We start from the raw sequence: 24,473 nt of genomic DNA on the forward strand, positions 1-24,473 counted from the left end.
CCCACCGCTCTGTCCCTGCCGCCGAAACGAAGTTGCGAACCGCTGTGAGGAGACGTACGCGATGACTCGGACCCGTACCGCCATCGAAGACATATGGCCGCTGTCGCCGCTTCAGGAGGGGCTGCTGTTCCACGCGTCCCTCGGGGACGAGGCCTCCGACGTGTACGCGGGCCAACGGGCCCTGGCCCTCGACGGACCGCTCGACGTCGACCGTCTCCGCCGCTCCTGGGAGGGCCTGATCGCCCGCCACGGGACCCTGCGGGCCAGCTTTCGCCGGCGCAAGTCGGGTGAGGCGGTGCAGATCATCGCGCGCGAGGTGGAGTTGCCGTGGCGTGAGGTCGATCTGAGCGGCCTGCCCGAGGCCGACGCGGAGGCCGAGGCGGCCCGGTTGTCCGGGGCCGAACTCGCGGACGGCTTCGATGTCGCGCGGGGTCCGTTGCTGCGGTTGCTGCTGCTCCGCCTGGGCGAACGGCGCCACCAACTGGTGCTGACCACCCATCACATCGTGCTCGACGGCTGGTCGCTGCCCATCCTGGTGAACGAGCTTGAGGTGGTGTACCGGGCGGGCGGGGATGCGAGGGCGCTGCCTCCGATCAGGTCGTACCGCGACTACCTGGCCTGGCTCGGCCGTCAGGACCGGGACGCGGCGCGCGCCGCGTGGCGGGAGGAGTTGGCGGGGGCGGAGGAACCGACCCTGGTCGTGCCCGCGAACCCGGCCCGGCTGCCGCTACGGCCCGAGACGGTCCTCGGCGAGTGCGATGCGGAGCTGACGCGGGCGCTGAACGACGTGGCCCGCCGAGGCGGCGTGACGATGGCGACGGTGGTGCAGGGTGCGTGGGCTCTGGTGCTGGCTCGTCTGTCGGGGCGCCGGGATGTGGTGTTCGGGACGACGGTTGCGGGGCGGCCCGCTGATCTGCCGGGTGCGGAGTCGTTGATCGGGTTGTTCATCAACACCCTGCCGGTGCGTGCCGAGTTGGCCGGGGATCTGTCGGTGGCCGACCTTCTGTCCGAGCTCCAGGCCCGACAGGTAAGCCTGATGGGTCACCAGTACCTCGGTCTGACCGAGATCAAGCAACTTGCCGGGCCGGGAGCGGAGTTCGATACGCTCGTCGTCTACGAGAACTACCCGCACTCCGCCGCTCCGGCACCGTACGACCCGGACACACTCGTCATCGGGCCGGGCGGCGCCCCACAAGACGCCAGCCACTATCCGCTGGGGCTGATCGTCATCCCGGGCGAGCGGATGGAACTGCACCTCGACTACCGCCCCGACCTCTTCGACGGGGCCCGTGCCGAAAGCGTGCTGGCCTCGCTGGTAAGGGTGTTGGAGCAGATAGCGGCCGATCCGCGACTGCGGCTGAGTGAGATCGAGTTGCTGGACGAGGCGGAGCGGTCCGCGGTCGTCGAGGAGTGGAACGGCACGGCGCGGGATGTGGACGCGTCGATGGTGGTGGAGCGGTTCCGTGGGTGGGCGGTGCGGACGCCGGGGGCGGCGGCGCTGTGGTCTCGGCAACATGCCCTGTCCTACGCCGAGTTGGACGCGCGGTCGGATGCGCTGGCCTGTGGGCTGATCGCCCGGGGTGTGGGCCGGGAGTCGCGAGTGGGCCTGTGCCTGCCGCGTGGGGCGGAAATGGTGACCGCGATGTTGGCGGTGTGGAAGGCGGGCGGGGCGTACGTTCCGCTCGATCCCGAGTATCCGTCCGACCGGTTGCTGTTCATGGTGGCCGACAGCGGTGCGGAGTTGGTGGTGGTCGCGGAGGAGACCGTGGACTGGTTGTCGGCGGATGTGGAGGCGGTGCTGCTGGGCGAGTTGGGGACCGACTCGGGGGTGCTACCGGAGGTCGTCGGCGGCCAACTGGCGTACGTCATCTACACATCAGGGTCCACCGGCCGTCCGAAGGGCGTGGCGGTGGCGCACGCCTCCGTGGCGAACCTCGCCTCGGCGATGGGTCCCGTCCTTGGTGTTAAGCCCGGTGTGACGGCTCTCCAGTTCGCGTCGTTCAGTTTCGATGCGGCGGTGCTGGATGTTGCGGTGACCCTTGCTGCCGGAGGCACGCTGGCGATCGCCTCGTCCGAGGAGCGGCAGGACCCGTCTGCTCTCGCTGCGATGGTCGGGGCGGCCGGTGTGGGTGTGGCGAGTGTGGTGCCGTCGTTGCTGGGGGCTCTGGAGCCGAGGTCGGTCGCGGGGGTGGGGAATTGGGTGCTGGGTGCGGAGCGGCTGGAGGCCGGTCTCGCGGCCAGGTGGCGTGAGGGCGCCCGGGTGTGGAACACGTACGGGCCCACCGAGGCCACCGTCATCACCACCGCCGTCCTGCTGGAGGAAGGCATCACCGGGGACGACGCGCCACCGGCGATTGGCCGCCCGCTGCCGAATGTCCGGACCTACGTGCTGGATGCGTTCCTGCGGCCTGTTCCGGTGGGTGTGGCGGGCGAGCTGTACATCGCGGGGGAAGGTCTGGCCCGTGGCTACATCGGTCGATCCGACCTGACGGCTGAGCGGTTCGTGGCCTGTCCCTTCGGTGATGGCACGGGGCGGATGTACCGCACCGGTGACCTGGCCCGCTGGACGTCGGACGGGCTGTTGGAGTTCGTGGGGCGCGCGGACGCGCAGGTGAAGATTCGCGGGTTCCGGGTCGAACTCGGCGAGGTCGAGACGGTGTTGGCCGCCCACGCACAGGTGCGGCGGGCTGCGGTGCTGGCACGCGACGGACGGCTGATCGGATACGTCGTCGGAGACGCGGACGCCGAGAAGGTCCGAGTCTTCGCCGCCACCCGCCTGCCCGAGTACATGGTCCCGTCGGCGGTCGTCGTACTCGACACGTTCCCGCTCACCGTCAACGGCAAGATCGACCGCTCCGCCCTGCCCGCCCCCGACCTCGGAGCGGGCGGTTCCCGGGGCCCGGAGACGCCCGCGGAGGAGGCGTTGTGCGCCCTGTTCGCGGAGTTGCTCGGGGTGGAGGAGATCGGGGCGGAGGAGAGTTTCTTCGCGCTGGGCGGCGACTCGCTGCTGGTGATGCGGTTGATCGCGCGGATGCGAGCGGAGCTGGATGTGTCGGTGGGGGTCCGCGAGGTGTTCGCGGATCCGACGGTGGCCGGGGTGGCGCGCCTGGTCGACGCGGCCGGGGCGACCGCCGGCGCGCCGCTGCGTCGCCGGGAACGTCCGGAGCGGGTGCCGCTGTCGTTCGCGCAGCAGCGGATGTGGTTCCTCAACCGGATCGAAGGCGCCGACGGCGACGGTGGGGGTGCCGCCGCCTACAACCAGCCGTTCGCCCTGCGGCTGTTGGGCCGGCCGGACATGGCGGCGCTGGAGGCGGCGCTCGGCGACGTGGCGGACCGGCACGAGAGCCTCCGTACGGTCTTCCCCGACGTGGAGGGAGTGCCGTACCAGGAGATCCGCGAGGGGGCCGGGGGCCGGCCCCGGCTTCGGGTGATCGAGGCCGGCGCGCGCTGGCGGGAGGCGATGGCGGAGGAGACCGGGCGCGGATTCGACCTCGGGGCCGAACTGCCGTGGCGGACCAGTTTGTTGAGGGTCGCGGAGGACGAGTGGGTGCTGCTGCTGGTGTCCCATCACATCGCGTCCGACGGCTGGTCGATGGGCGTCCTGGCGAGGGACCTCAGGACGGCGTACCGGTCCCGGCACGGCGGCCGCCCGCCGGAGTGGGAACCCCTCCCGGTCCAGTACGCGGACTACGCGCTGTGGCAGCGGGAGGTGCTGGGCGAGCTGGACGACCCGGACAGCGCGGGGTCCGGTCAGATCGCGCACTGGAGGCAGGCGCTGGCCGGGGCGCCGCAGGAGACGGCACTGCCCTTCGACCGCCCGCGCCCGGCGACGCCCTCGTTCCGCAGTGGTTCGGTGCCGGTCGGGGTGGACGCGGCGACGCATGCCCGGTTGGTGGAGTTGGCTGCCCGGAGCGGGGCGACCATGTTCATGGTGGTGCATGCCGCGCTGGTGGCGCTGCTGGCGCGGATGGGCGCCGGGGAGGACGTCTGCATCGGCACACCGGTGGCCGGCCGCGCGGATGCTCAACTGGAGGAGCTGGCGGGGTTTTTCGTCAACACCCTGGTCCTGCGAACGGACTTGGCGGGGGATCCGTCGTTCGCCGAGATACTGCGGCGGGTGCGCGAGTCGGACCTGTCGGCGTACGCGCACCAGGACGTGCCGTTCGAGCGGCTGGTCGACGAGCTGAACCCCGCGCGCTCCGCGGCCCGCAACCCGTTGTTCCAGGTGATGCTGGCGCTGCAGAATCTGCCCGAGGCGCGCTGGGACCTCGAAGGCCTGACCGTCGAGGCGGTCCCGCCGGCACAGGCTCCCGCGGCCCGCTTCGATCTCTCCCTGTCTCTGAACGAGCGCCGCTCCGACAGCGGAGCCCCGGCCGGTCTCGGCGGCGGGATCCTCTACTCCGCGGATCTGTTCGACGAGCGGACCGTACGCCGTCTGGCCGAACGCCTGGCGCGGGTGCTGGAGCAGGCCGCAGCCGACCCCCAAGTTCGTCTGGGCGCCCTTGAGTTGTTGGACGAGGCGGAGCGGTCCGCGGTCGTCGAGGAGTGGAACGGCACGGCGCGGGATGTGGACGCGTCGATGGTGGTGGAGCGGTTCCGTGGGTGGGCCGTGCGGACGCCGGGGGCGGCGGCGTTGTGGTTCCGGCAACAGGGCTTGTCCTACGCCGAGTTGGACGCGAGGTCGGACGCGCTGGCCCGTGGGCTGATCGCCCGGGGTGTGGGCCGGGAGTCGCGGGTGGGTCTGTGTCTGCCGCGTGGGGCCGAGATGGTCGTGGCCATGCTGGCGGTGTGGAAGGCCGGTGGCGCGTATGTCCCGCTGGATCCGGAGTATCCCTCGGACCGGTTGCTGTTCATGGTGGCCGACAGCGGCGCGGAGTTGGTGCTGGTCGCGGAGGAGACCGTGGACCGGTTGTCGGCGGACGTGGAGACGGCCCTGGTGGGCGAGCTGGCGACCGAATCGGGTGAGCTGCCGGACGTCACCTCCGACCAACTGGCGTACGTCATCTACACATCGGGGTCCACCGGCCGTCCGAAGGGTGTCGCGGTCGCGCACGCCTCCGTGGCGCACTTGGCGTCGGTCATGCGTCCCGTCCTGGGAGCGGAACCCGGTGTCACGGCGCTCCAGTTCGCGTCGTTCAGCTTCGACGCCGCGGTGCTGGACGTGGCCGTCACCCTCGCCGCCGGGGGCACGTTGGCGATCGCCTCGCCCGACGAGCGGCTCGACGGTGCGGCGCTGGCGCGCATGGTCGAGGCGGCCGGGGTCGAGGTGGCGAGCGTGGTGCCCTCCCTGCTGCGCGCCCTGGAGCCGAAGTCGGTTGCGGGGGTGGGGAATTGGGTGCTGGGTGCGGAGCGGCTGGAGGCCGGTCTCGCGGCCAGGTGGCGTGAGGGCGCCCGGGTGTGGAACACGTACGGGCCCACCGAGGCCACCGTCATCACCACCGCCGTGCTGTTGGAGGAAGGCATCACCGGTGAGGACGCGCCCCCGGCCGTCGGTCGGCCGTTGCCCAACGTCCGTACCTATGTGCTGGACGCGTATCTGCGGCCCGTGCCCGCGGGTGTCACCGGGGAGCTCTACATCGCCGGTTCAGGTCTGGCCCGGGGCTATGTCAACCGGCCCGAGCTGACCGCGGAGCGGTTCTTGGCCTGCCCGTTCGGCGCCGGCGAGCGGATGTACCGCACGGGTGACCTGGTCCGGTGGCTGCCCGACGGTGACGGCAATCTGGCCTTCGTCGGGCGTGCGGACACGCAGGTGAAGATCCGCGGGTTCCGCGTGGAACTCGGCGAGGTCGAAGCCGTCCTCGCCGCCCACCCGGACGTCAGGACGGCCATCGCGACGGTCCGCGAGGACCGGCCGGGCAACCCGCGCCTCGTCGCCTACGTCCTGCCGGCCGACCCGGAGGGCGGGCAGGGTGTGGAGACCGGGAGCGTGCGCGAGTACGCCGCGACCCGCCTCCCGGACTACATGGTCCCCTCCGCCGTCGTGGTCCTCGACGCTCTGCCCCTCACCGTCAACGGCAAGGTCGATCATGCGGCTCTCCCCGTCCCGGAGCTGGACGAGGGCGCCTTGGGCCTCCGCCCCCGGACGGAGACGGAGGAACTGCTCTGCGCCCTGTTCGCCGAGGTACTGGGCATCGACCGGGTGGCCGCCGACGGCAACTTCTTCGACCTGGGCGGCAACTCCGCGCTGGCGATGCACCTCGCGGGCCGGATCCGGTCGGAGGCCGGTGTCGAGCTGGACATGAAACAGTTCTTCAGCAAGCCGACGCCGATCGGCGCGGCGCGCATCCTGGCCCTGAAGGAGCGGCCCCCGGTGGTCGCGGTCGAGCACGAGGGCGGTGAGGCGCCGGCGACGTCCGGGCAGCGGCTCGGCTGGCGGCGCGCCGCGGCCAACCCCGGGACGCGGGCCCTTCAGTCGTCCGTGGCCCTGCGCCTGCGCGGCGAACTCGTCCACGATGCCCTGCGGGCAGCGCTGGCGGACGTGGCGGCACGGCACGACATCCTGCGTACGGTTTTCGCCGAGTCCCCGGACGGCGGACTGGTCCAGCGGATCCTGGACGCCGACGACCCCGCCGCGGTTCCCGCCCTGCCGCTCGTCGAGGCGACCGAGGAGGAGCTTCCCGCCGTCCTCGCCGCCCGCGCCGACCACCGCTTCGACCTCGGACGCGAAACGCCTTGGGTGTCCACCCTGTTCGCGCTCTCCGACACGGACCATGTCCTCCTCCTCGTCCTCCACCGGATCGGCGCCGACGACGCGTCTCGGGACGCTCTCGTACGCGACGTCTCCGTGGCGTACGGCGCGCGCCGCGAGGGCCGTGCCACCGAACGCGCGCCCCTGCCCCTGCAGTTCGCCGACTACGCGGTGTGGCAGAACCGCCGGCTCGCAGACGCGGAAGCAGAGGCGACGGCGGCGGACGCCGAGGGGAGCGGGGTCGGCGACCAGATCGCGTACTGGAAGGAGATGCTGGCGGACGCCCCGACCGCCACCGTCCTCCCCACGGACCGGCCGCGGCCCGCCCGGCCGAACCATCGGGCCCGCTCGGTGCCGCTGCGCGTCCCGGCCGCGACGCACGCCCGCCTGATGGACGTGGCCCGACCGCTCGGCGCGACCTCGGCGGCCGTCGTCCACGCGGGTCTTGCGATGCTCCTCGCCCGGATGGGCGCGGGCACCGATCTGACGGTCGGCGCCGTGACGCAGCGGCCGGCGGCCGGCGGTGAACTCGAAGCAGCCATGGGCCCGTTCGCCGGGTTGCTGCCGCTGCGCACCGACGTCTCGGGCGACCCGACGTTCCGGGAACTGCTCGGCCGCGTGTGGGAGACCGCAGGGGAGGCCGACGTACGCGGGGACGTGCCGTTCGCGCGCATCGCCGAGATCCTGGGCGTCGCGGACGAGGCGCCCGGCGACCCGCATCCGCTCTTCCAGACCGTCCTGGACGTACGGGAGGACACCGCGGAGAAGTGGGACGTCCCGGCGTTCCCTGGACTGAACGCCTCGACGGTCGACCTCGGCGTGCCGGCGTCCTGGTTCGATCTGTCGGTCCGGCTGACCGACCGCTACCGGGACGACGGCGGACCGGGTGGCCTCGACGGCACCCTGGACTACGCCGAGGAACTGTTCGACCGGGCCACCGCGGCCCGCCTCGCGAAGCGGCTCGTCCACGTCCTCCAACAGGTGGCGGCAGACCCCGAACTGACCCTGAGCCGCATCGACATCCTGCTCGGCGCGGCGGAGTTCCGGCGGCTGACCGAGGAGTGGAACCTCGGCGCGGCCCGGGTCCCGGACGGCACCGTGCTCCCGGCGTTCGCCGAGTCCGCGGCCCGCGATCCGCGTGCCGTGGCCGTCCGCGACCGGGACGGTCACCTCACCCGGCGCTCGCTGGACCGGGCGGCGGGCCGGCTCGCCGCGCGGCTGGACCGGCTCGGGGCCGGTGCGGGAGGCGTCGTCGTGGTGGCGGCCCGGCGCGGCACCGGCTGGGCGGTGGCCGTGCTCGGGGTGCTCAGGTCCGGTGCCGCATGCCTGATCGCGGACCCGGACGACCCCGCGGGCCCGCTGGCGGCGGCCGCCGAGCTGGGCTGCGACCGCCCGGTCGCGCTCGTCCGGTCCGGCGACGCCGCCGTGCCGGGGGCGGGGACGGTACCGGTACTGCGGGTGGAGGACGCGATCCGGGCCGGGAACAGCCGGCTGCGCCGCACCGCCGCGGTCCGGGCGCCGTCGCCGTCCCAGCCGGCGGTGGTACTCCCCGTGGAGGCACCGGACGGCACTCTGGTGGGCGAAATGCTGGATCACCGGTCCCTGCTCGGCCGGGTGATCGACCGTCAGGCGGCGACCCCGGCAACGGGATCGGCCTCCCGCGCGGTCCGTCTGGACGCGGGCGCACCCGTCGCCGAACTGCTCGTCGGGGTGCTGGCCGCGCTGCGCGGAGGCGGCACCGTCGACATGGGTGACACCGCCGTCGTATCCGCGACGGAGCGGCCGGACCGCGAGCCCGCGCCGGCCGCCGTCCCGCTGCCCCGCACCGCACGCGCCTACGTCCTCGACGCCTGGCTCCGTCCGGTCCCGGCCGGGGTGGCCGGCGACCTGTATGTGGCGGGCCCGTCCCTGGCCCGCGTCTACGCCGGCGCGCCGGCCCGTACCGCGGGCAGTTTCGTGCCCGACCCCTTCGGGCCCGGTGGCGACCTGATGCTGCGCACCGGCCGGCGTGCGGCGTGGACCGCCGACGGACTGGTGGAGCCGCGCGCCGCGGAGGACGTCGGCGCCGACCTGCCGGCGCCACGACGCGCCGGCCGCCGACGCGACGACCTCGACGCGCTGCTGGCGCTGCGGCCCGGGGACTCCCGCACACCGCTGTTCTGCCTGCACCACAGCACGGGCCTGGCCTGGTGCTACTCCGGCATCCTGCAGCATCTTCCGGAGGACCTCCCGGTCTACGGCCTCCAGACGCCGGCCTTCGCCGGCCGCGGGGCGATGCCGGACAGCATGGACGCGATGGTGGCCGGTCACGTCGAGCGCATCCGCGCGGTGCAGCCCGAGGGGCCGTACCAGCTGCTCGGCTGGTCCTTCGGCGCGGTGCTCGCCCAGGCCGTCGCCACCGCGCTGGAGGAACAGGGCCAACAGGTCTCGCTGCTGGCGCTGCTGGACGGATTCCCCGGCGGACACCGGGAGGCGGAGAGCACCCACGAGGAGGACGGCGACGGAGTGGACCGGGAAGGGCGTGTGGTGCTCAGCGGTCCGGAGGTGGGGGCGCCGCTGGCCGACGCGTTCACGCGCGACATGGAGAGGACGAAGCAGCACATGATCGGGCTGGAACGGCGGCACACGCCCCGGCGCTTCGGCGGTGACGCGCTCCTGTTCCTGGCCACCGAGGGCGGTCTGGCCCAGATGTCCCTCGACGAGAAGCGCACGACCTGGGCGCGGCACATCGCCGGCCGCGTCGACGGGATAGAGATCCCCGCCGACCACATCGGGCTGCTGTGGGCCGAGAGCGCCGCGGTCATCGGGCGCGCGGTCGCGGAACGGCTCGTAGAGCAGCAGTCCGCGTCGGACACGTCGGACACGTCGGACACGTCAGAAAGGTAGAAACCGCATGACGCAGTCGTTCGAGCTACAGGTCGACAAGCGCCGGAGCCTGCTGGACCCGGTGCCGGAACTCCTGGAGATCAGTGCGCGGGCGCCGCTCTCCAAGGCGCCCGGGGGAATGCCCGGCTGGATCGCGACCGGCCGTGAGGTGGTGCGGCAGATCCTCGGTGATTCCGAGCGGTTCTCCAACGTGCCGCCCCCGGAGCCCGGCGGCCGCAAACTCGATCAGCACGAGGGCAGCCTGCTGCACATCGACGCGCCGGAGCACAGCCGGCTGCGGCGGCTGGTGGCGCCCATGTTCACGGTGCGGCAGATGCGCCGGCTGGAGCCGATGATGGAGCGGATCGTCGCGGACCACCTGGACGTGCTGGAGCGGGCGGGCCAACCGGCCGACCTGATGCGGCACTTCGCCCGGCCCGTGTCCGGCCTGGTCCTCGCCGAGATCCTCGGCCTGCCCCGGGACGACCTGCCCGAGCTGTCCCGGCTGAGCGACTACCGGGCCGCCGGGCACAGCGCCCGCCGGAAACCGGCGGCGACGGCGTACTTCAGGCACTTCGAGCAACTGGTCGCGGAGCAGCGCCGTCATCCGGGCGAGGGTCTGGTCGGGACGCTGATCCGGGAGCACGGGGACGGGGTGACGGACGAGGAGCTGGCCGGACTCTGCGAGGGCATCGCCAACGGCTCGATCGAGAACACCGCGGAGGCCATCGCGCTGGGCATCCTGGCCCTGCTGCTCCATCCCGAGCAGCTGGCCCTGCTGCGGGAACGGCCCGAGCTGATGGACCGGGCCGTGGAGGAACTGCTGCGCTACGTCTCGGTGGTGGCGGTCGTCTCGCCGCGCACGGCGCTGGTGGACGTGGCGATCGCCGGCGAGGTGATCAAGGCCGGTGAGGTGGTGTCGTGTTCGGTGCTCGCCGCGAACCGCTGCCCGCACGGCGACGGCGTCGCGGACGGCCTGGACATCGCGCGGGAGGAGTCCGCCAACCACCTGGCCCTGGGCCACGGCAACCACTTCTGCCTGGGCGCCGGGCTGGCACGCGTGCAGATGCGGATCGCCTTCGCCGGGCTGCTGGAGCGGTTCCCCGGCCTGCGCCTCGGCGCCGGGGTGGAGGAACTGCGCTTCCGGCTGCTGGCTCCGCAGTTCGGTGTCGAGACGCTTCCGGTCGCCTGGTGACGCCGGTGACCGGCGCGGACGGGGGCGCGGCGCGCGTCGGGATCCGGGTCGACCGCGACAGCTGCGCGGGCTCGGGGGTGTGCGCCCTGTTCGAGCCCAGGTACTTCGACCAGTCCGAGGAGGACGGCCTGGCGCTGTCGCGCGTCCGCGAGGCGGCACCGGAGGCGCTGCCGGCGCTGCGCGCGGCCGCGGCCCGCTGCCCCGCCGGCGCCATCACGCTGGTGGCGCCCGACGCGCGGGAGAGTGCCGCCGGGGACCGGGCTGACTGAACGGTCGCGTGGGGCGCCCGTTGCAACCTCGGTGTGACCGGGTGCCCCGTAGAACTGGTGCTATGCCGAACACATTTCAGAAGCGTATGGCCGGGCCGGTCCTGGCGGTCCTTTCCGTGCTGACGGCCGGAACAATGCTCGTCGGCTGTTCGTCGGACTCGAAATCTACTGACGGGTCCGACGACAGCCAGGGCTCGTCGAATTCGTCGAGCGACTCCTCCAATTCGGCCGTCGCCTATTCGCAGTGCATGCGCGACAACGGCGTCTCGAATTACCCCGACCCGAAGGAGGACAGCGAGGGCCGGGTGCAGTTGACGGTCCCCGCGGACATCGACCAGAACTCGCCGACCTTCAAGTCGGCCCAGTCGGCCTGCCAGTCCCAGCTGGTGCAGGGCGACACCGGGGCCGCCGCCAACAGCCGGTCCTTCGACGCGACGAAGGTCGCGGCGTGGGCGAAGTGCATCCGCGAGAACGGTATGCCCAACTTCCAAGACCCCAAGGTCGACGGCAGCACGATCATCATCGACGCCGACGCGGCCGGTATCTCCGGGCAGGACGACCCCAACTTCGCCAAGGCCACGGCCGCTTGCTACAGCGTCCGGCCCGGCGGCAGCCTGATGGTCACAGGAGGGGGGCAGTGACCGGTCGCGAGGAGGGGACCGTGGAGACGGCCGCCCCCGGGAGTGCGGCGGACGTCCCGGGCGGGGAACTGGAGCCGAGGGCCGCGGCCCTCGCCTCCTTCGACGGGAACGGCGGTGCCGTGGAGCCGCCGCCGCCGCCCGAGGGCGGTCGCCCGCGGCGCCGCGGGATGCGCATCGCACTGATCGTCGCGTGCGCCGTGGTGGTCGCCGTGGTCGCGGCCGGCGCCGCCTCGGGCGTGTTCGGCGGCGGGGACGACAAGACCGAGGCGACGGCGCCCTCCGGACCGCCCGCCACGAAGCAGGTGAAGCGGACGACGCTGACCAGCTCCCAGACCGTGGACGGGCAGCTCGGGTACGGCGACACCGCGGCGGTCCAGGCCCCCGGGTCGTCCGGCTCGGCGCAGTCCGGCGGGTCGGCGCAGGGCGGTGGCGGGGCCGGCTCCGGGATCGTCACCTGGATCCCCTCGGACGGCGACACCATCACCCGCGGAGAGCCGGTCTACAAGGTCAACCAGCGGTCGGTGCCGCTGCTGTACGGCTCGGTGCCGCTGTACCGGACACTGAAGCCGGGCAACAGCGGAAGCGACGTCGAGATGCTGGAGAAGAACCTCCGGGCGCTCGGCTACCGGGGCTTCACGGTGGACGACACCTACGACTACGCCACGGCCGCCGTCGTGGAGAAGTGGCAGGACAAGCTCGGCCGTTCGCAGACCGGGGAGGTGCGGGTCGGCGACGCGCTGGTGGCCTCCGGCGCGCGACGGGTCGCCAAGGCGGAGCTCGCCGTCGGCGACACCCTCGCCGGGGACGTGCTCACTTGGACAGGCACCGACCGGGTGATCTCCGTCGACCTGCCCGTGCAGTACGCGGACCTGGCCAAGAAGGGCGGGGCCACGACGGTCACGCTCCCGGACAACACCACGGTGACCGCCCTGGTGACGGACATCGGCACACCGACGTCGTCGAACGACTCCGCGGGCTCCTCACCCGCCGGAGGTTCGGGGGGTTCCTCGGGCTCAGGCTCCTCGAACGCCACCGTCCCGGTGGAGCTGAAGGTCAAGGACGCCGCGAAGATCGGCGCCTACCAGGCCGCCTCCGTCAGCGTCGAGTTCGCGTCCGAGACACGCGCGAACGTGCTGGCCGTGCCGATCAGCGCCCTGTTCGCACTGCCCGGCGGCGGCTACGCGGTCGAGGTGGTGACCGGGGCGAAGACGGAGTACCGCGATGTGAAGCTCGGGACGTTCGGCAACGGCATGGTGGAGATCTCCGGCGCCGGCATCACCGCGGGCACGGTCGTGGGGGTCCCGAAGTGACCGTCGCAGCCCACCCGGTGATCGAGCTGGCCGGGGTCAGCAAGTTGTACGGCGACGTGGCCGCCCTGGTCGAGACGGACCTGGTGGTCCACCGCGGCGAGATGCTCGCGGTCGTCGGCCCGTCGGGCTCGGGCAAGTCCACCATGCTCAACATCATGGGCACGCTGGACCGCCCCTCGTCGGGGACGGTGGCGATCGCCGGCCACGCCGTGGACTCCCTCAACGACCGCGAGCTGTCGGCGCTGCGGGCCGGCACCATCGGCTTCGTCTTCCAGCAGTTTCACCTCGCCGCCGGAGTCCCCGCCCTCGACAGCGTCGCGGATGGCCTGCTGTACGGCGGACGGCCGCGCCGTGAGCGGCGTCGGCTCGCCGAGGCGGCGCTGCGCAGGGTGGGCCTGGGGCACCGGCTCCTGCACGAGCCGCAGCAGCTGTCCGGCGGCGAGAAGCAGCGGGTGGCGATCGCCCGCGCGGCGGTCGGCGATCCGCCGCTGCTGCTGGCCGACGAGCCGACCGGCGCACTGGACTCCCGCTCGGGGACGGTGGTGATGGAGCTGCTCCACGAACTGCACGAGGCCGGGACGACGGTGGTCGTCATCACTCACGACCGGGACATCTCGGCGTCCCTGCCGCGCGAGGTCAGGGTCCGGGACGGCCGTATCGAGCACGATTCGGGGGCGCCTGGGCCCCGGGCCCTGGCGTACACGGGGGTGGAGCGATGAGTACGACGCGGTCGCCGTCGGCCGGCCGGGAGCGGCCCTGGGCCGAGCTGCCCCCGCCGCCGCGGCCCCGGGCGGCCCGGCTGAGCCTGTCCGACGTGGCCCGGGTGGGCGGCTGGGGCCTGCGCTCACGGCCCATGCGGGTCTTCCTCTCCGCCCTGGGCATCGCGATCGGCATCGCCGCGATGATCGGCGTGGTGGGCATCTCCACCTCGTCGACGAACGACCTGAACAAGCAGCTGGCCGCGCTCGGCACCAATCTGCTCACGGTCTCCCCGGGCACCACCATGACCGGCGCGAACGCCCATCTGTCCGAGGACGCCGTCGCGATGGTCGGGAGCCGTCCCGAGGTGATCTCGGCCTCCGCCACGGGGACCACGGACGCCAAGCTCTACCGCAACGACCGCATTCCGTCGGTGGAGTCCGGCGGCCTCTCGGTCAGCGCGGCGCGGACCGACCTGCTCCGGTCCATCGGCGGGCAGATCGTGGACGGCCGCTGGCTCAACGGCGCCAACAGCCGCTATCCGGCCGTGGTGCTGGGCTCGGAGACGGCGCGCAGTCTCGGGATCCACCGGGCCGGCCCCGACGTGCAGGTATGGCTCGGCAACCACTGGTTCACCGTGGTGGGTCTGCTGGCGCACAACGAGCTGCTGCCGGTCCTTGACACACAGGCCTTCGTGGGCTGGCCGGTGGCGGAGAAGGAGCTGTCCTTCGACGGCTATCCGACGACGATCTACACCCGGGCGAAGGACGCGGACGTCGAGAAGGTGCACGGCGTCCTGGGTGCCACGGTGTCCCCGGAGGACCCCAACGAGGTCAATGTCTCCCGTCCCTCCGACGCGCTGGCCGCCAAGAACGCCACGGACAAGACGCTGAGCGGGCTGCTGCTGGGCCTGGGCGGGGTCGCGCTGCTGGTCGGTGGCGTCGGGGTGGCCAACACCATGGTCATCTCGGTGCTGGAGCGGCGCTCGGAGATCGGGCTGCGCCGCTCGCTGGGCGCCACCCGGGGCCAGATCAGGATCCAGTTCCTCGCCGAGGCGCTGCTGCTGTCCGGGCTCGGTGGCCTGGGCGGCGTGCTGCTGGGCATCGGCGTGACCGACGGCTATGCCGCCTATCAGGGGTGGGCCGCCCTGGTGCCGCTGTGGGCGATGGCCGGCGGTCTGGCCGCCACCCTTGCCATCGGCGGACTGGCCGGCTTCTACCCCGCGGTCCGTGCGGCCCGGCTGCCCCCGACGGAGGCCCTGGCGACCAACTAGCCGGCGGCGGCCATGCCTTGACAGTTGACATATCCAGACCGCGGTGCCCTCGCCGTCCACCCCCGTGCGGAGGGGGCACCGCACCCCGGTCCGGTGTCCAAGTGCGCGGGTCGGTCGGTTGGACGCCCCTGTCGCGTCGGCGTCCGGCGCGTGACACTGGTGACCCGACTGCACTCGTCCCCGAATAAACAATACCTATATCTGCGGATTGCTCCTCGGATTGTTCCTCGAATTGGTGAGCCTTGTTCGTCCCATAAGCGGCGGCTAAGGTTTTCTCATCCACCGAGGAATACGATCCGTGGGAGCGATTATGGCGAACCCGTTCGACGACGAAAACGGGACCTTTCTGGTGCTCGTGAACAGGGAGAATCAACACTCGTTGTGGCCTGCATTCGCAGAGATTCCGAATGGCTGGCGGCTCGCTTTCGGGGAGGCCACGCGCAAGGAATGCCTCGCCTATGTGGAGGAGAACTGGACGGATCTCCGTCCGCAGAGCCTCATCGACGCGATGAGGAAGACCGAGGCGGCCCACTGATGGCAGGCCAGACCGCGGCGACGCGACCCAGGGAGTACCTGTGGCCATGATGGGCGGGCCCGGACCGGTCATGGTCCGATCCGACGGGCCGGATTCCTCGAACGACAGACAGCGGGCGAAGCCCGGAACGACGAAAAGGATCATCCCGTACACCCGCGGGCACCGCCGCTCCATCGGCTTTCTCGTGGTCTGCACCACGCTGAACGCCCTCTGCGCGGTGGCCCCGCCCCTGCTGCTCAAGTACCTGATCGACGACGGCATCATGGCCGGGGACACCGGGACCGTGGTCTGGCTCGCGGTCGCGGTCGCCGCGGTCTCCGTCCTGGCCGCGCTGGTGGGGTTCGGGGAGACCTGGTTCTCCGCCCAGGTCAGCGAGGGTCTGGTCTACGACCTGCGCGTGAAGGTCTTCGACCATGTGCAGCGGCAGTCGCTCGCCTTCTTCACCCGGGCGCAGACCGGTGCCCTGGTGAGCCGGCTGAACACCGACGTGATCGGCGCCCAGCAGGCGGTCACCCAGATGCTCTCCACCGTGGTGTCCTCCGGACTGACCGTCGTCTTCGTCCTGGCCACGATGTTCTACCTGTCCTGGACGATCACCCTGATCTCCCTGGTGCTGGTCCCGTTCTTCATCCTTCCCGGCCGCCTCATCGGCCGCCGCCTTCAGGGCCTGGCCCGCAGGCACATGCAGGTCAACGCCGAGATGGGCTCGCTCATGCACGAGCGGTTCAACGTCGCCGGCGCGCTCCTCGCCAAGCTCTACAGCCGCCCGGACCGGGAGACCGCCCGCTACGCGCGGCTCGCCGCCCGCGGCCGTGACATCGGCGTCCGCAACTCGGTCTCCATGAAGATGCTCTTCCTGTCGACCATGTTCATCGGCTCGGTCGCCACCGCCGTGGTCTACGGCGTCGGCGGAGTGCTCTCCGTGCACGGCGCCTTCCGGATCGGCACCCTGGTGGCCCTCACCACGCTGCTCACCCGGCTGATGGCCCCGGTGGGCCAGCTGTCGAACGCCCAGGCCGACGCGATGACGGCGCTCGTCAGCTTCGACCGGCTCTTCGAGATCCTCGATCTCAAGCCGATGGTCACCGAGAAGCCCGACGCGGTGGCGCTGCCGCCCGCCGCGACCCGCGACACGGCCCCCGGCGTCGAGTTCCGCGGGGTGTCGTTCCGCCACCCGAGGCCCGCCGATGTCTCGTTGGCCTCTCTGGAGGACTTCGCCACGCCGGCGGCCGAGCGCGACGGCGACAACTGGGCGCTGCGCGACCTCAGCTTCACCGTCCCGGCCGGCAAGCTCACCGCGCTGGTCGGCCCGTCCGGGGCCGGCAAGACCACCATCACCCACCTGGTGCCGCGGCTGTACGACCCGCAGGAGGGGACCGTCCTCATTGACGGCCGCGACGTGCGCGACCTGACGCTGGAGTCGCTGGGCGACACGGTCGGGATGGTCACCCAGGACGGGCACCTCCTGCACACCACCATCCGGGAGAACCTGCTCTACGCCCGCCCGGACGCCACCGAGGAGGAACTGGTCGCGGCCTGCCGGGCCGCACAGATCTGGCGGCTCGTCGCCTCGCTGCCCGACGGCCTGGACACCATGGTCGGCGACCGCGGCTACCGGCTCTCCGGGGGCGAGAAGCAGCGCGTCGCCATGGCCCGGCTGCTGCTCAAGGCCCCGCCGGTGGTCGTGCTCGACGAGGCGACCGCGCATCTCGACTCCGAGTCCGAGGCCGCCCTGCAACGGGCCCTCAAGACCGCGCTCGCCGGCCGGACCTCGCTGGTCATCGCGCACCGCCTGTCCACCGTCCGGGACGCCGACCAGATCATCGTCCTTGACCAGGGGCGGATCGTGGAGCGCGGCACCCATGACGAACTGCTCCTGCTCGGCGGGCTCTACGCCGAGCTCTACCGCACGCAGTTCGCCCGGCCGGCCCTCGACGGCGAGGACGAGAGCGAGGTCGAGGGACTGCCGGAGCAGCGGGTCCCGGAACCAGTGGGCCCCGGCGGCGGGCCGGTCGTCTTCGGCCCCGGCGGTCCTGGGGGTCCCGGCGGTCCCGGCGGTCCGCGGGTGGTTGGCGGTCCCGGGATGGTCGGTGGTCCGGGGATGGGCGGGCCCGGCGGCGGGCCGGTCGTCTTCGGTCCCGGTGGCCCCGAGGGCCCGGGAGGTCGGGGAGGTCCCCGAACCCGCTGATCCCCTCTCCGAGCGGTGCCCGCGACGCCTCCATGGCGGTCGTGGGCACCGCTTTCGTCACCCCGTCAACCCCCCTACGCCGAGCGGCCGTTCGCCCGGCGGCAGGGGTTTCGAAGGCATTGAGGGACTGTTACGTTCGGCCTTGTCCGATGCGGGCGGTATTTATGGCGCTAGGTGCCTAAGTAAGGAAGATGTCGGTGTGGCACGCACCGCACGGCAGCGATCCCGCGGCGGACGGTACGGAAGCGAATTCCTCTTCGAGAACGAGAACGGCCGCTCGTCGTGTGGCGGCGAGGACCGGTGAGGAGCAGGGGTGGAGACCGGGGGAGTCATCGATCAACAATCCATAGTGGAAGTGGAAATCGACGCTTTACGGCCGACCGGGTCACCCCGGCTGGCCGGCGAAAGACAAGAACACATCGAACTGCTGGCGGCGGTGGCGACTCCGCTGCCGCCGATCATCGTCCACCGTCCCACGATGCGGGTCATCGACGGCCACCACCGGTTGAAAGCCGCCCGGCTGCGCGGCGAGAGCAGGATCGCGGCCCGCTTCTTCGACGGGGACGAAACGGCGGCCTTCGTCCTGTCGGTGAGGCTCAACGTCACTCACGGCCTGCCGCTGGCGCTCGCAGACCGCAAGCGCGCCGCCGAGCGCATCATCGTCTCGCATCCCCAGTGGTCGGACCGGAGAGTGGCCTCGGTCACCGGGATCGCCCCCGGGACCGTCGGCGACATCCGCAAGCGGGTCGTGCGGGGGCCGGGGCCGGAGGGGCGCCGGCTCGGCAGGGACGGCAGGATGCGGCCGGTCGACGGCAGTACCGGCCGCATCCGCGCCGGTGAGCTGCTCGCCGAGAACCCGGACCTCTCGCTGCGGCAGGTCGCCCGAGCGGCGGGCATCTCCCCGGAGACCGCCCGGGACGTGCGCAACCGGCTGGGCAACGGCGAGGACCCGCTGCCCCGGCGGCGCCGGCGGGAGGCCGCACCGGACGAGGAACGGACCGTAGGAGGGGAGTTCGGGGCATTGAGGCTCGCCCGGCCGGGACAGCGGACCCGTCCGGACGTCGTGCCGGCTTCGGACCACGCCGTGCTGGTCAAGCGGCTCATGGCCGACCCGGCACTGCGCTTCAGTGAGACGGGCCGCAATCTGCTGCGTCTGCTCGCTCCGCACACGCTGCGCAAGGAGGAGTGGGAGGCGATCATCAGCAACGTCCCGCCGCACTGCAGCGACATCGTGGCCGACCTCGCCCGGCAGTTCGCCGGCCTGTGGTCGGAGTTCGCCGAGAGGGTCGGGGAGGACGTCGCGCAGATCGGCTGAGCCCGCGCCTCGGGCAGGGGGCCGTCGCGAAAGGTGCGCTTTCGCGACGGCCCCGAGTCGTGTGCGGGGTCAGGAAAGTGGCGTGAATCATTCCGCTCTCTGCCGGGAGGGGGTGTGCATTTCCTTTTTGATTTTCCATGAATTCTCGGCCGTTCAATGTCTCAAAATAACCCCCAATTTCCTGGCTGGGTGGCCGAAACCCTGCCTGTGTCGGCTGTGAATGAGACGCTAACCTGGGTTGCGCTGACTGATCGGTGAAGGTACGGGGGTGCCTGTGAAGCTCAGTGAAAGGGACGGGGAAATCGGTCTGCTGCGTCGTCTCTACAGAGGGTGTGTGGCCGGAAAGGGTTCCCTGGTCATTACCAACGGTCCTGTGGGGTGTGGCAAGACCGCCTTGATCCAGACATTCATCGAGCAGGTGACGGAGCAGGGGAGCGCCGTCCTGTCGGCGACCGGTTCCGCGAGCGAGATCCTCGACAGGCTCGGGCTGATCGACCAGTTGGTGACCGCGATGGGTGCGGCGGGCCCGGCCTACGGGCCACCGGACGTCGCGGAGGCCGCGACGGCGGCGGAGGCGAGCGGACGGGTGCCACGCGCGCTCATGCGGCACGTCTACCGGGCCGTCGCCGAACTCGCCGAGAAACAGCCGCTCGTCCTCCACGTCGACGACGTGCACTTCGCCGACGAGGCATCGCTCCAGTGCCTGAGGTATCTCGTACGGCGCATCGACTCGCTGCCCGTCCTGGTCGTCCTGACCGAGAGTTCCAGCCACGAACAGGCACTCGCCACGCTCCACGCGGAGACGCTCCACCTGCCCTACTGCCATCGGATCCGGCTCGGTCCGCTCTCGGCCGAGGGGGTCGCCGGATATCTGACGGATCATCCGGCGACACGTTCGGTGGCGCCGGAGACCGCCGAGCTGTGGGCGCGGACGAGCGGGGGGAACCCTCTGCTGCTGGACGCCCTGATCGAGGACTTCGCCGGGCAGGGGACGGCGAAGGCCGCGGGGCGGGGTGCCCCGGTGCCGTGCGAGTCGTTCCGGAACGCCTTTCTGCGCTGCCTGCACCGCTGCGAGCCGACCCTGCTCGCCGTCGCGCGCGCCGCCGCCGTCCTCGGCAAGTCCGTGACACCCGCCCTGATCGGCGACCTCCTCGGGGAGGACGCGACCTCCGTACGCCGCGGCGTCACCGACCTGCGTGCGGCCGGGCTGCTCTCGGACTCGTGGTTCGGCCACGAGTGCGCCCGGCTGACCGTGCTCGCGGACATTCCCGGCAAGGACCTCCCCGCCCTGCGGGCCCGAGCCGCCGAGCTGCTCCATGAGAGCGGTGCGCCCGCCGCGGTGGTGGCCGAACAACTGCTGGCCGGCCACGACTCGGCCCCGGCCGCCTGGCAGCCCGACATCCTCCGGGAGGCCGCGCGCGAGGCCCTGGCGGCGGGAGACATCGGTGCCGGCGTCGACTATCTGCGGCACGCCTCCGGCCTCTGCACGGACGCCAACCAGGAAGCGGAGGTGATCGCCGCCCTCGCGGAGGCGCAGTGGCTCATCGACCCCGCGAAGGCATCCCGGTACCTCCCGCAGCTCAGCCGTATGGTGCGCGCCGGTCTGCTCACCGGGTCCGACGCCCTGATCGTGGTGAAACAGAAGGTGTGGCGCGGCGAGTTCGCACAGGCCGACGACCTGTTGCGGATCATCGAGGCACGGGAGGGCGCCGGCGCGGAGAACGCCTGGGACGGCGCGGGCTACTCCCGGGCCGTCATCCGCTCGGACCACACCCTGGTCCGGGTGTGGCTGTCCTTCTGCTGCCGCGGTCTGCGGCGCGGCGCCCCGATGTCGCCCCGCACCTTACTCAGGCTCTCGGCCGACCTCGTCGAGCTCGGGAAGGATCCGGACCCCGACGAACTGCTGCGCGGCACCGGCAGGGCCAGCCCGTTCGCGGACACGCTGGTGGCGCTGGTCTTCCTGATCGGGGCCCAGCGGCTGGACGAGGCGCTGCTCTGGTCGGAGCGGCTGTTGGACGAGCCCCGCAACCGGCGTGTCCCCATGCGGCGGGCGCTCCTGGAGACGATCCGAGCGGCCGTGGCGCTGAGCCGGGGTGACGCCGCCGACGCGGGCGAGGCCGCCGGGACCGCGCTGAGCCTGGTCGGTCCGGAGGCATGGGGCATCGCGGTCGGTCTGCCGCTGGCCCTGGCGATCCGCGCGGCGACCGACAGCGGCGATGTCGACACGGCGCGGACCTATCTCGACCTGCCCGTTCCCATGGTCATGTTCGGTACCCCCTTCGCGCTGCCCTACCTCCAGGCCCTGGGCCGCTTCCACCTCGCCCTGGGCCGGCCGCGCGCCGCCCTGCGGGACTTCGAGTCGTGCGGCGAGCTGATGACGAAGTGGCGGCTCGACGCACCGGAACTCGTGGACTGGCGCAATGACGCGGTCGCCGCCCTCATCGCCATGGGCGATCACCGGCGGGCCCGGGAGCGGGCCGAGGAACACCTCGCCCGGCTCGGCGAGCGGCCCACCCGCGCCCGTGGCATCGCGCTGCGCCATCTCGCGGCGGTGGGCCCGTCCCGGAACCGGCCGCGGCTGCTCCAGGAGGCGGTACAGATCCTCGAAACCTGCGGCGACGGGCTGGAGCTGAGGCGCGCTCGGGCCGACGAGGAAGCCGCGCGCCGTGCGGAGGGGGAGGCCATCGCGCTCGGGCGCGAGCACCCGCTGGGAGCACTGTGGGGCGCTCCGTCCCCGCCGGCCCAGGGCGTGGTCCCGACGGGCGCCGCCCATACGGACGCGGTGCCCGCGGCGCTCGCCGAACTCACCGAGGCGGAACGCCGGGTCGGAGCCCTCGCCGCGTCCGGCCGCACCAACCGCGAGATCGCCGACAGGCTCTCCATAACGGTCAGTACGGTGGAACAGCATCTCACCAAAATATATCGGAAATTGAAGGTGCGCGGCAGGGCGGATCTTCCGACGACACTCGTGCTTTTTTCGGAGGTCGCTTGCCCTCCGTATGGACGGTGAAAAGAAAAGCCTTCGCATCCGTTGGACAGTTCCCCGTCCAAGTCAACCACCCGTCCAAGTGGCGGTTTCGGACCGTTGGACAGTGTTGTGGTGAGGATTGCGATCGTGTGATCCTGAACGCCGAATCAGCCTTCCAATACCCGATTCCGCCGGGAGGAATTCCATGGCCGGACGGAGCCTCGACGACTATGCGCGACTGGCCCGGAAAGGATTCGATCACGTTCTGGCGGAATCCCTGGAAGCCGTTGAACGGGCATCCGCGGAGAACAGGGCGGCCTTCGACCGAACCGGTCTGAGGCCGGGCCGGTCCACCCGGTCCGGGCCGCCCGACACCACCACGAAGATCCTGGACCGTCCCTGGGCCGCGCCGATCGCCGTCGGCCCGCTCACCGGACTCGCCCGGCCCGCGGACGAGCCCGCCGTGCTGCGGGCGGCCGACGCGGCGGGACTCCCCGTCGTGGTCGACATGGTCACCCCGAACGACCTCGCGAACCCGGTGCCGGCCGCCGACGGGCCGCGGTGGCTCCGCACGTACGGCCACCGGGAGCACGGTGACGTCGAGCGGTCGGTGGCCGACGCGGAGCGTGCCGGGTTCGCCGCACTCCTTCTCTCTTCGAGGTCCCAGGGCGGCGGCCGACTCGCGCGCCCCGATGCTCCCCACGCGGACTGGGCCGACCTGGAGCGGCTGCGCGCCACGTCCGCGCTGCCCCTGCTCGTCGCGGGCGTACGCACTGCCGCCGACGCCGCCCGCGTGTTCGACACCGGGGCCGACGGCATCGTCACCGACTCGCTGGACGCGCTGCCCGACCTGGCCGCGGTCGCGGGCACGCACCGCCCTGTCCTGCTCGGCGGCGGCATCCGCCGGGGCGCCGACATCCTGGTCTCCCTGGCCTTGGGGGCCGACGCGGTCCTCGTGGGACGGCTGGTGCTGGACGGGCTGATCGTCGACGGGGAGCCGGGCGTCACCGACGTGCTGGGCGCTCTCGTGCGCGAACTGGAGGAGGCGATGACGTTCACCGGAACCGCCTTGATCGCCGAGAGCCGCCCCGACAGCCTCCGTACCGGACACCGTCCGCCGCTCCCCGCACGCCCGACGGGCACCCGGGGCGGTGCCGTGAGCGCCCAGGGAAATGCCGTGGGTGCCCTGCGCAAGGAGGACCTCCACCCCAGCCTCTCCGATCCCGTCCTGGACACGATGAACTTCCTCAACGAGGTCACCCACCGCTACCCGGACGCCGTCTCCTTCGCGCCGGGGCGGCCCTACGACGGGTTCTTCGACACCGAGCAGATCTTCACGTACCTCCGCCGCTACCTGGACCATCTGGCCGCGCAAGGACGCACGGAGCAGGACATCCGCACCGCCATGTACCAGTACGGTCCCACCGCCGGCCAGATCCGTGGGATCGTCGCCGACTCCCTGCGCGAGGACGAGGGCGTCGACGTCCCGGCGGAGTCGATCGTGATCACGGTCGGCGCGCAGGAAGCCATGCTGCTGGCGGTGCGGGCCCTCACCGCCGGCCCCGACGACGTGCTGCTCGTGGCGAGCCCCTGCTATGTCGGCATCACGGGCGTGGCACGGCTGCTGGGCGTGCCGGTGACGGCCGTGGAGGAGCGGGAGGACGGGTTCTCCTGCGTCGACCTGGAGAGCGCGATCGCGCGGGAGCGCGCCCGGGGACGGCGCCCCCGGGCCCTCTACGTGATTCCCGATCACTCCAACCCGTCGGGAACCACGATGGACGCGCCGACGCGCGCCGCGCTGCTGGAGACGGCGGAGCGCCACGGCATCCTCCTCATCGAGGACAGCCCCTACCGCAGGGTGAGCCCCGGTACGCCGCTGCCGACGCTCAAGTCCATGGACCGTTCACGAAGCGTCGTCCACCTGGGCTCGTTCGCCAAGACGGTCTTCCCCGGCGCCCGGGTCGGCTTCGCCGTCGCCGACCAGCGGGTGGTCGACGCCTTCGGCCGGACCGGTCTCCTGGCCGACGAGCTCGCCAAGATCAAGAGCATGGTGACGGTCAACACCTCGTCGCTGAGCCAGGCCGCGGTGGCGGGCGCCCTGCTGGCAGGCGAAGGCCGGATCTCCGAGATCAACGTCGAACCGGCGGCCTATTACGGCAATGCCATGCGGACCACGCTGCGCAATCTGGACGCCCGTCTGCCGGCGGCCCGGCGAGCCGCTCTGGGCGTGCGATGGAACGAACCGACCGGTGGTTTCTTCCTCACGGTCCACGTCCCCTTCCGGACGGACAATGTGGCGCTGACCCGGTCGGCACAGGAATTCGGCGTCATCTGGACGCCGATGAACTACTTCTATCCGCAGGGCGGCGGCCATCAGGCCCTCCGTCTCTCCACCAGCTATCTGACGACGGCCGATATCGAAGAGGGCACCGCGCGTCTCGCGCGGTTCATCGAGGCGCAGGCCGCGGTGTCGTGAATTCTCCGGGAAAGGCGAAGCAAGTGATCGGGAACAGCAATGCACAGCGAC

12 protein-coding genes are annotated in these 24,473 nt (G+C 71.9%); all 12 read left to right on the top strand.

Annotated features, from left to right (window positions below; translation table 11 throughout):
- Window positions 1-61: 61 nt before the first annotated feature.
- The 12 genes from ACWGDX_RS01715 (at window position 62) to ACWGDX_RS01770 (ending at window position 24,422) form a co-directional block, all read left to right on the top strand.
- Window positions 62-9,574, top strand: coding sequence for an amino acid adenylation domain-containing protein (locus tag ACWGDX_RS01715; RefSeq protein WP_453621166.1), 9,513 nt, complete (start codon window positions 62-64; stop codon window positions 9,572-9,574).
- Window positions 9,575-9,581: 7 nt separating this feature from the next.
- A complete protein-coding gene (locus ACWGDX_RS01720; protein WP_453621168.1) occupies window positions 9,582-10,748 on the top strand; it encodes a cytochrome P450 in 1,167 nt (388 codons plus the stop codon).
- Window positions 10,745-11,017, top strand: a complete 273-nt coding sequence (locus ACWGDX_RS01725) for a ferredoxin (protein ID WP_453621170.1) — start codon at window positions 10,745-10,747, stop codon at window positions 11,015-11,017. Before ACWGDX_RS01720 ends, ACWGDX_RS01725 begins: the two co-directional genes overlap by 4 nt.
- 62 nt (window positions 11,018-11,079) lie before the next feature.
- Complete coding sequence (locus ACWGDX_RS01730) at window positions 11,080-11,658, top strand: hypothetical protein (RefSeq protein ID WP_453621172.1); 579 nt, start codon at window positions 11,080-11,082, stop codon at window positions 11,656-11,658.
- The gene (locus tag ACWGDX_RS01735; protein WP_453621174.1) at window positions 11,655-12,968 is read left to right on the top strand and encodes a peptidoglycan-binding protein; all 1,314 of its coding nucleotides are present in this window, start codon (window positions 11,655-11,657) and stop codon (window positions 12,966-12,968) included. The genes ACWGDX_RS01730 and ACWGDX_RS01735 overlap by 4 nt, the downstream gene beginning before the upstream one ends.
- A complete protein-coding gene (locus ACWGDX_RS01740) occupies window positions 12,965-13,687 on the top strand; it encodes an ABC transporter ATP-binding protein (protein WP_453621176.1) in 723 nt (240 codons plus the stop codon). Before ACWGDX_RS01735 ends, ACWGDX_RS01740 begins: the two co-directional genes overlap by 4 nt.
- On the top strand, window positions 13,684-14,940 hold the full coding sequence (locus tag ACWGDX_RS01745) for an ABC transporter permease (RefSeq protein WP_453621178.1): 1,257 nt from the start codon (window positions 13,684-13,686) through the stop codon (window positions 14,938-14,940). The genes ACWGDX_RS01740 and ACWGDX_RS01745 overlap by 4 nt, the downstream gene beginning before the upstream one ends.
- A 310-nt stretch (window positions 14,941-15,250) precedes the next feature.
- The gene (locus ACWGDX_RS01750; RefSeq protein ID WP_033280615.1) at window positions 15,251-15,475 is read left to right on the top strand and encodes an MbtH family protein; all 225 of its coding nucleotides are present in this window, start codon (window positions 15,251-15,253) and stop codon (window positions 15,473-15,475) included.
- Window positions 15,476-15,545: 70 nt separating this feature from the next.
- Complete coding sequence (locus tag ACWGDX_RS01755) at window positions 15,546-17,663, top strand: ABC transporter ATP-binding protein (protein WP_453621180.1); 2,118 nt, start codon at window positions 15,546-15,548, stop codon at window positions 17,661-17,663.
- 355 nt (window positions 17,664-18,018) lie between these two features.
- On the top strand, window positions 18,019-18,978 hold the full coding sequence (locus ACWGDX_RS01760) for a streptomycin biosynthesis protein (protein WP_453621182.1): 960 nt from the start codon (window positions 18,019-18,021) through the stop codon (window positions 18,976-18,978).
- A gap of 274 nt (window positions 18,979-19,252) precedes the next feature.
- Window positions 19,253-21,988 carry an AAA family ATPase gene (locus ACWGDX_RS01765; RefSeq protein WP_453621184.1) on the top strand — a complete coding sequence of 912 codons (2,736 nt, stop codon included), beginning with the start codon at window positions 19,253-19,255 and terminating at the stop codon, window positions 21,986-21,988.
- Window positions 21,989-22,151: 163 nt separating this feature from the next.
- Window positions 22,152-24,422: an aminotransferase class I/II-fold pyridoxal phosphate-dependent enzyme gene (locus ACWGDX_RS01770; RefSeq protein ID WP_453621186.1), complete on the top strand. Its 2,271-nt coding sequence runs from the start codon at window positions 22,152-22,154 to the stop codon at window positions 24,420-24,422.
- Window positions 24,423-24,473 lie beyond the last annotated feature (51 nt).

The sequence above is a fragment of the Streptomyces sp. NPDC055025 genome (assembly GCF_053608565.1).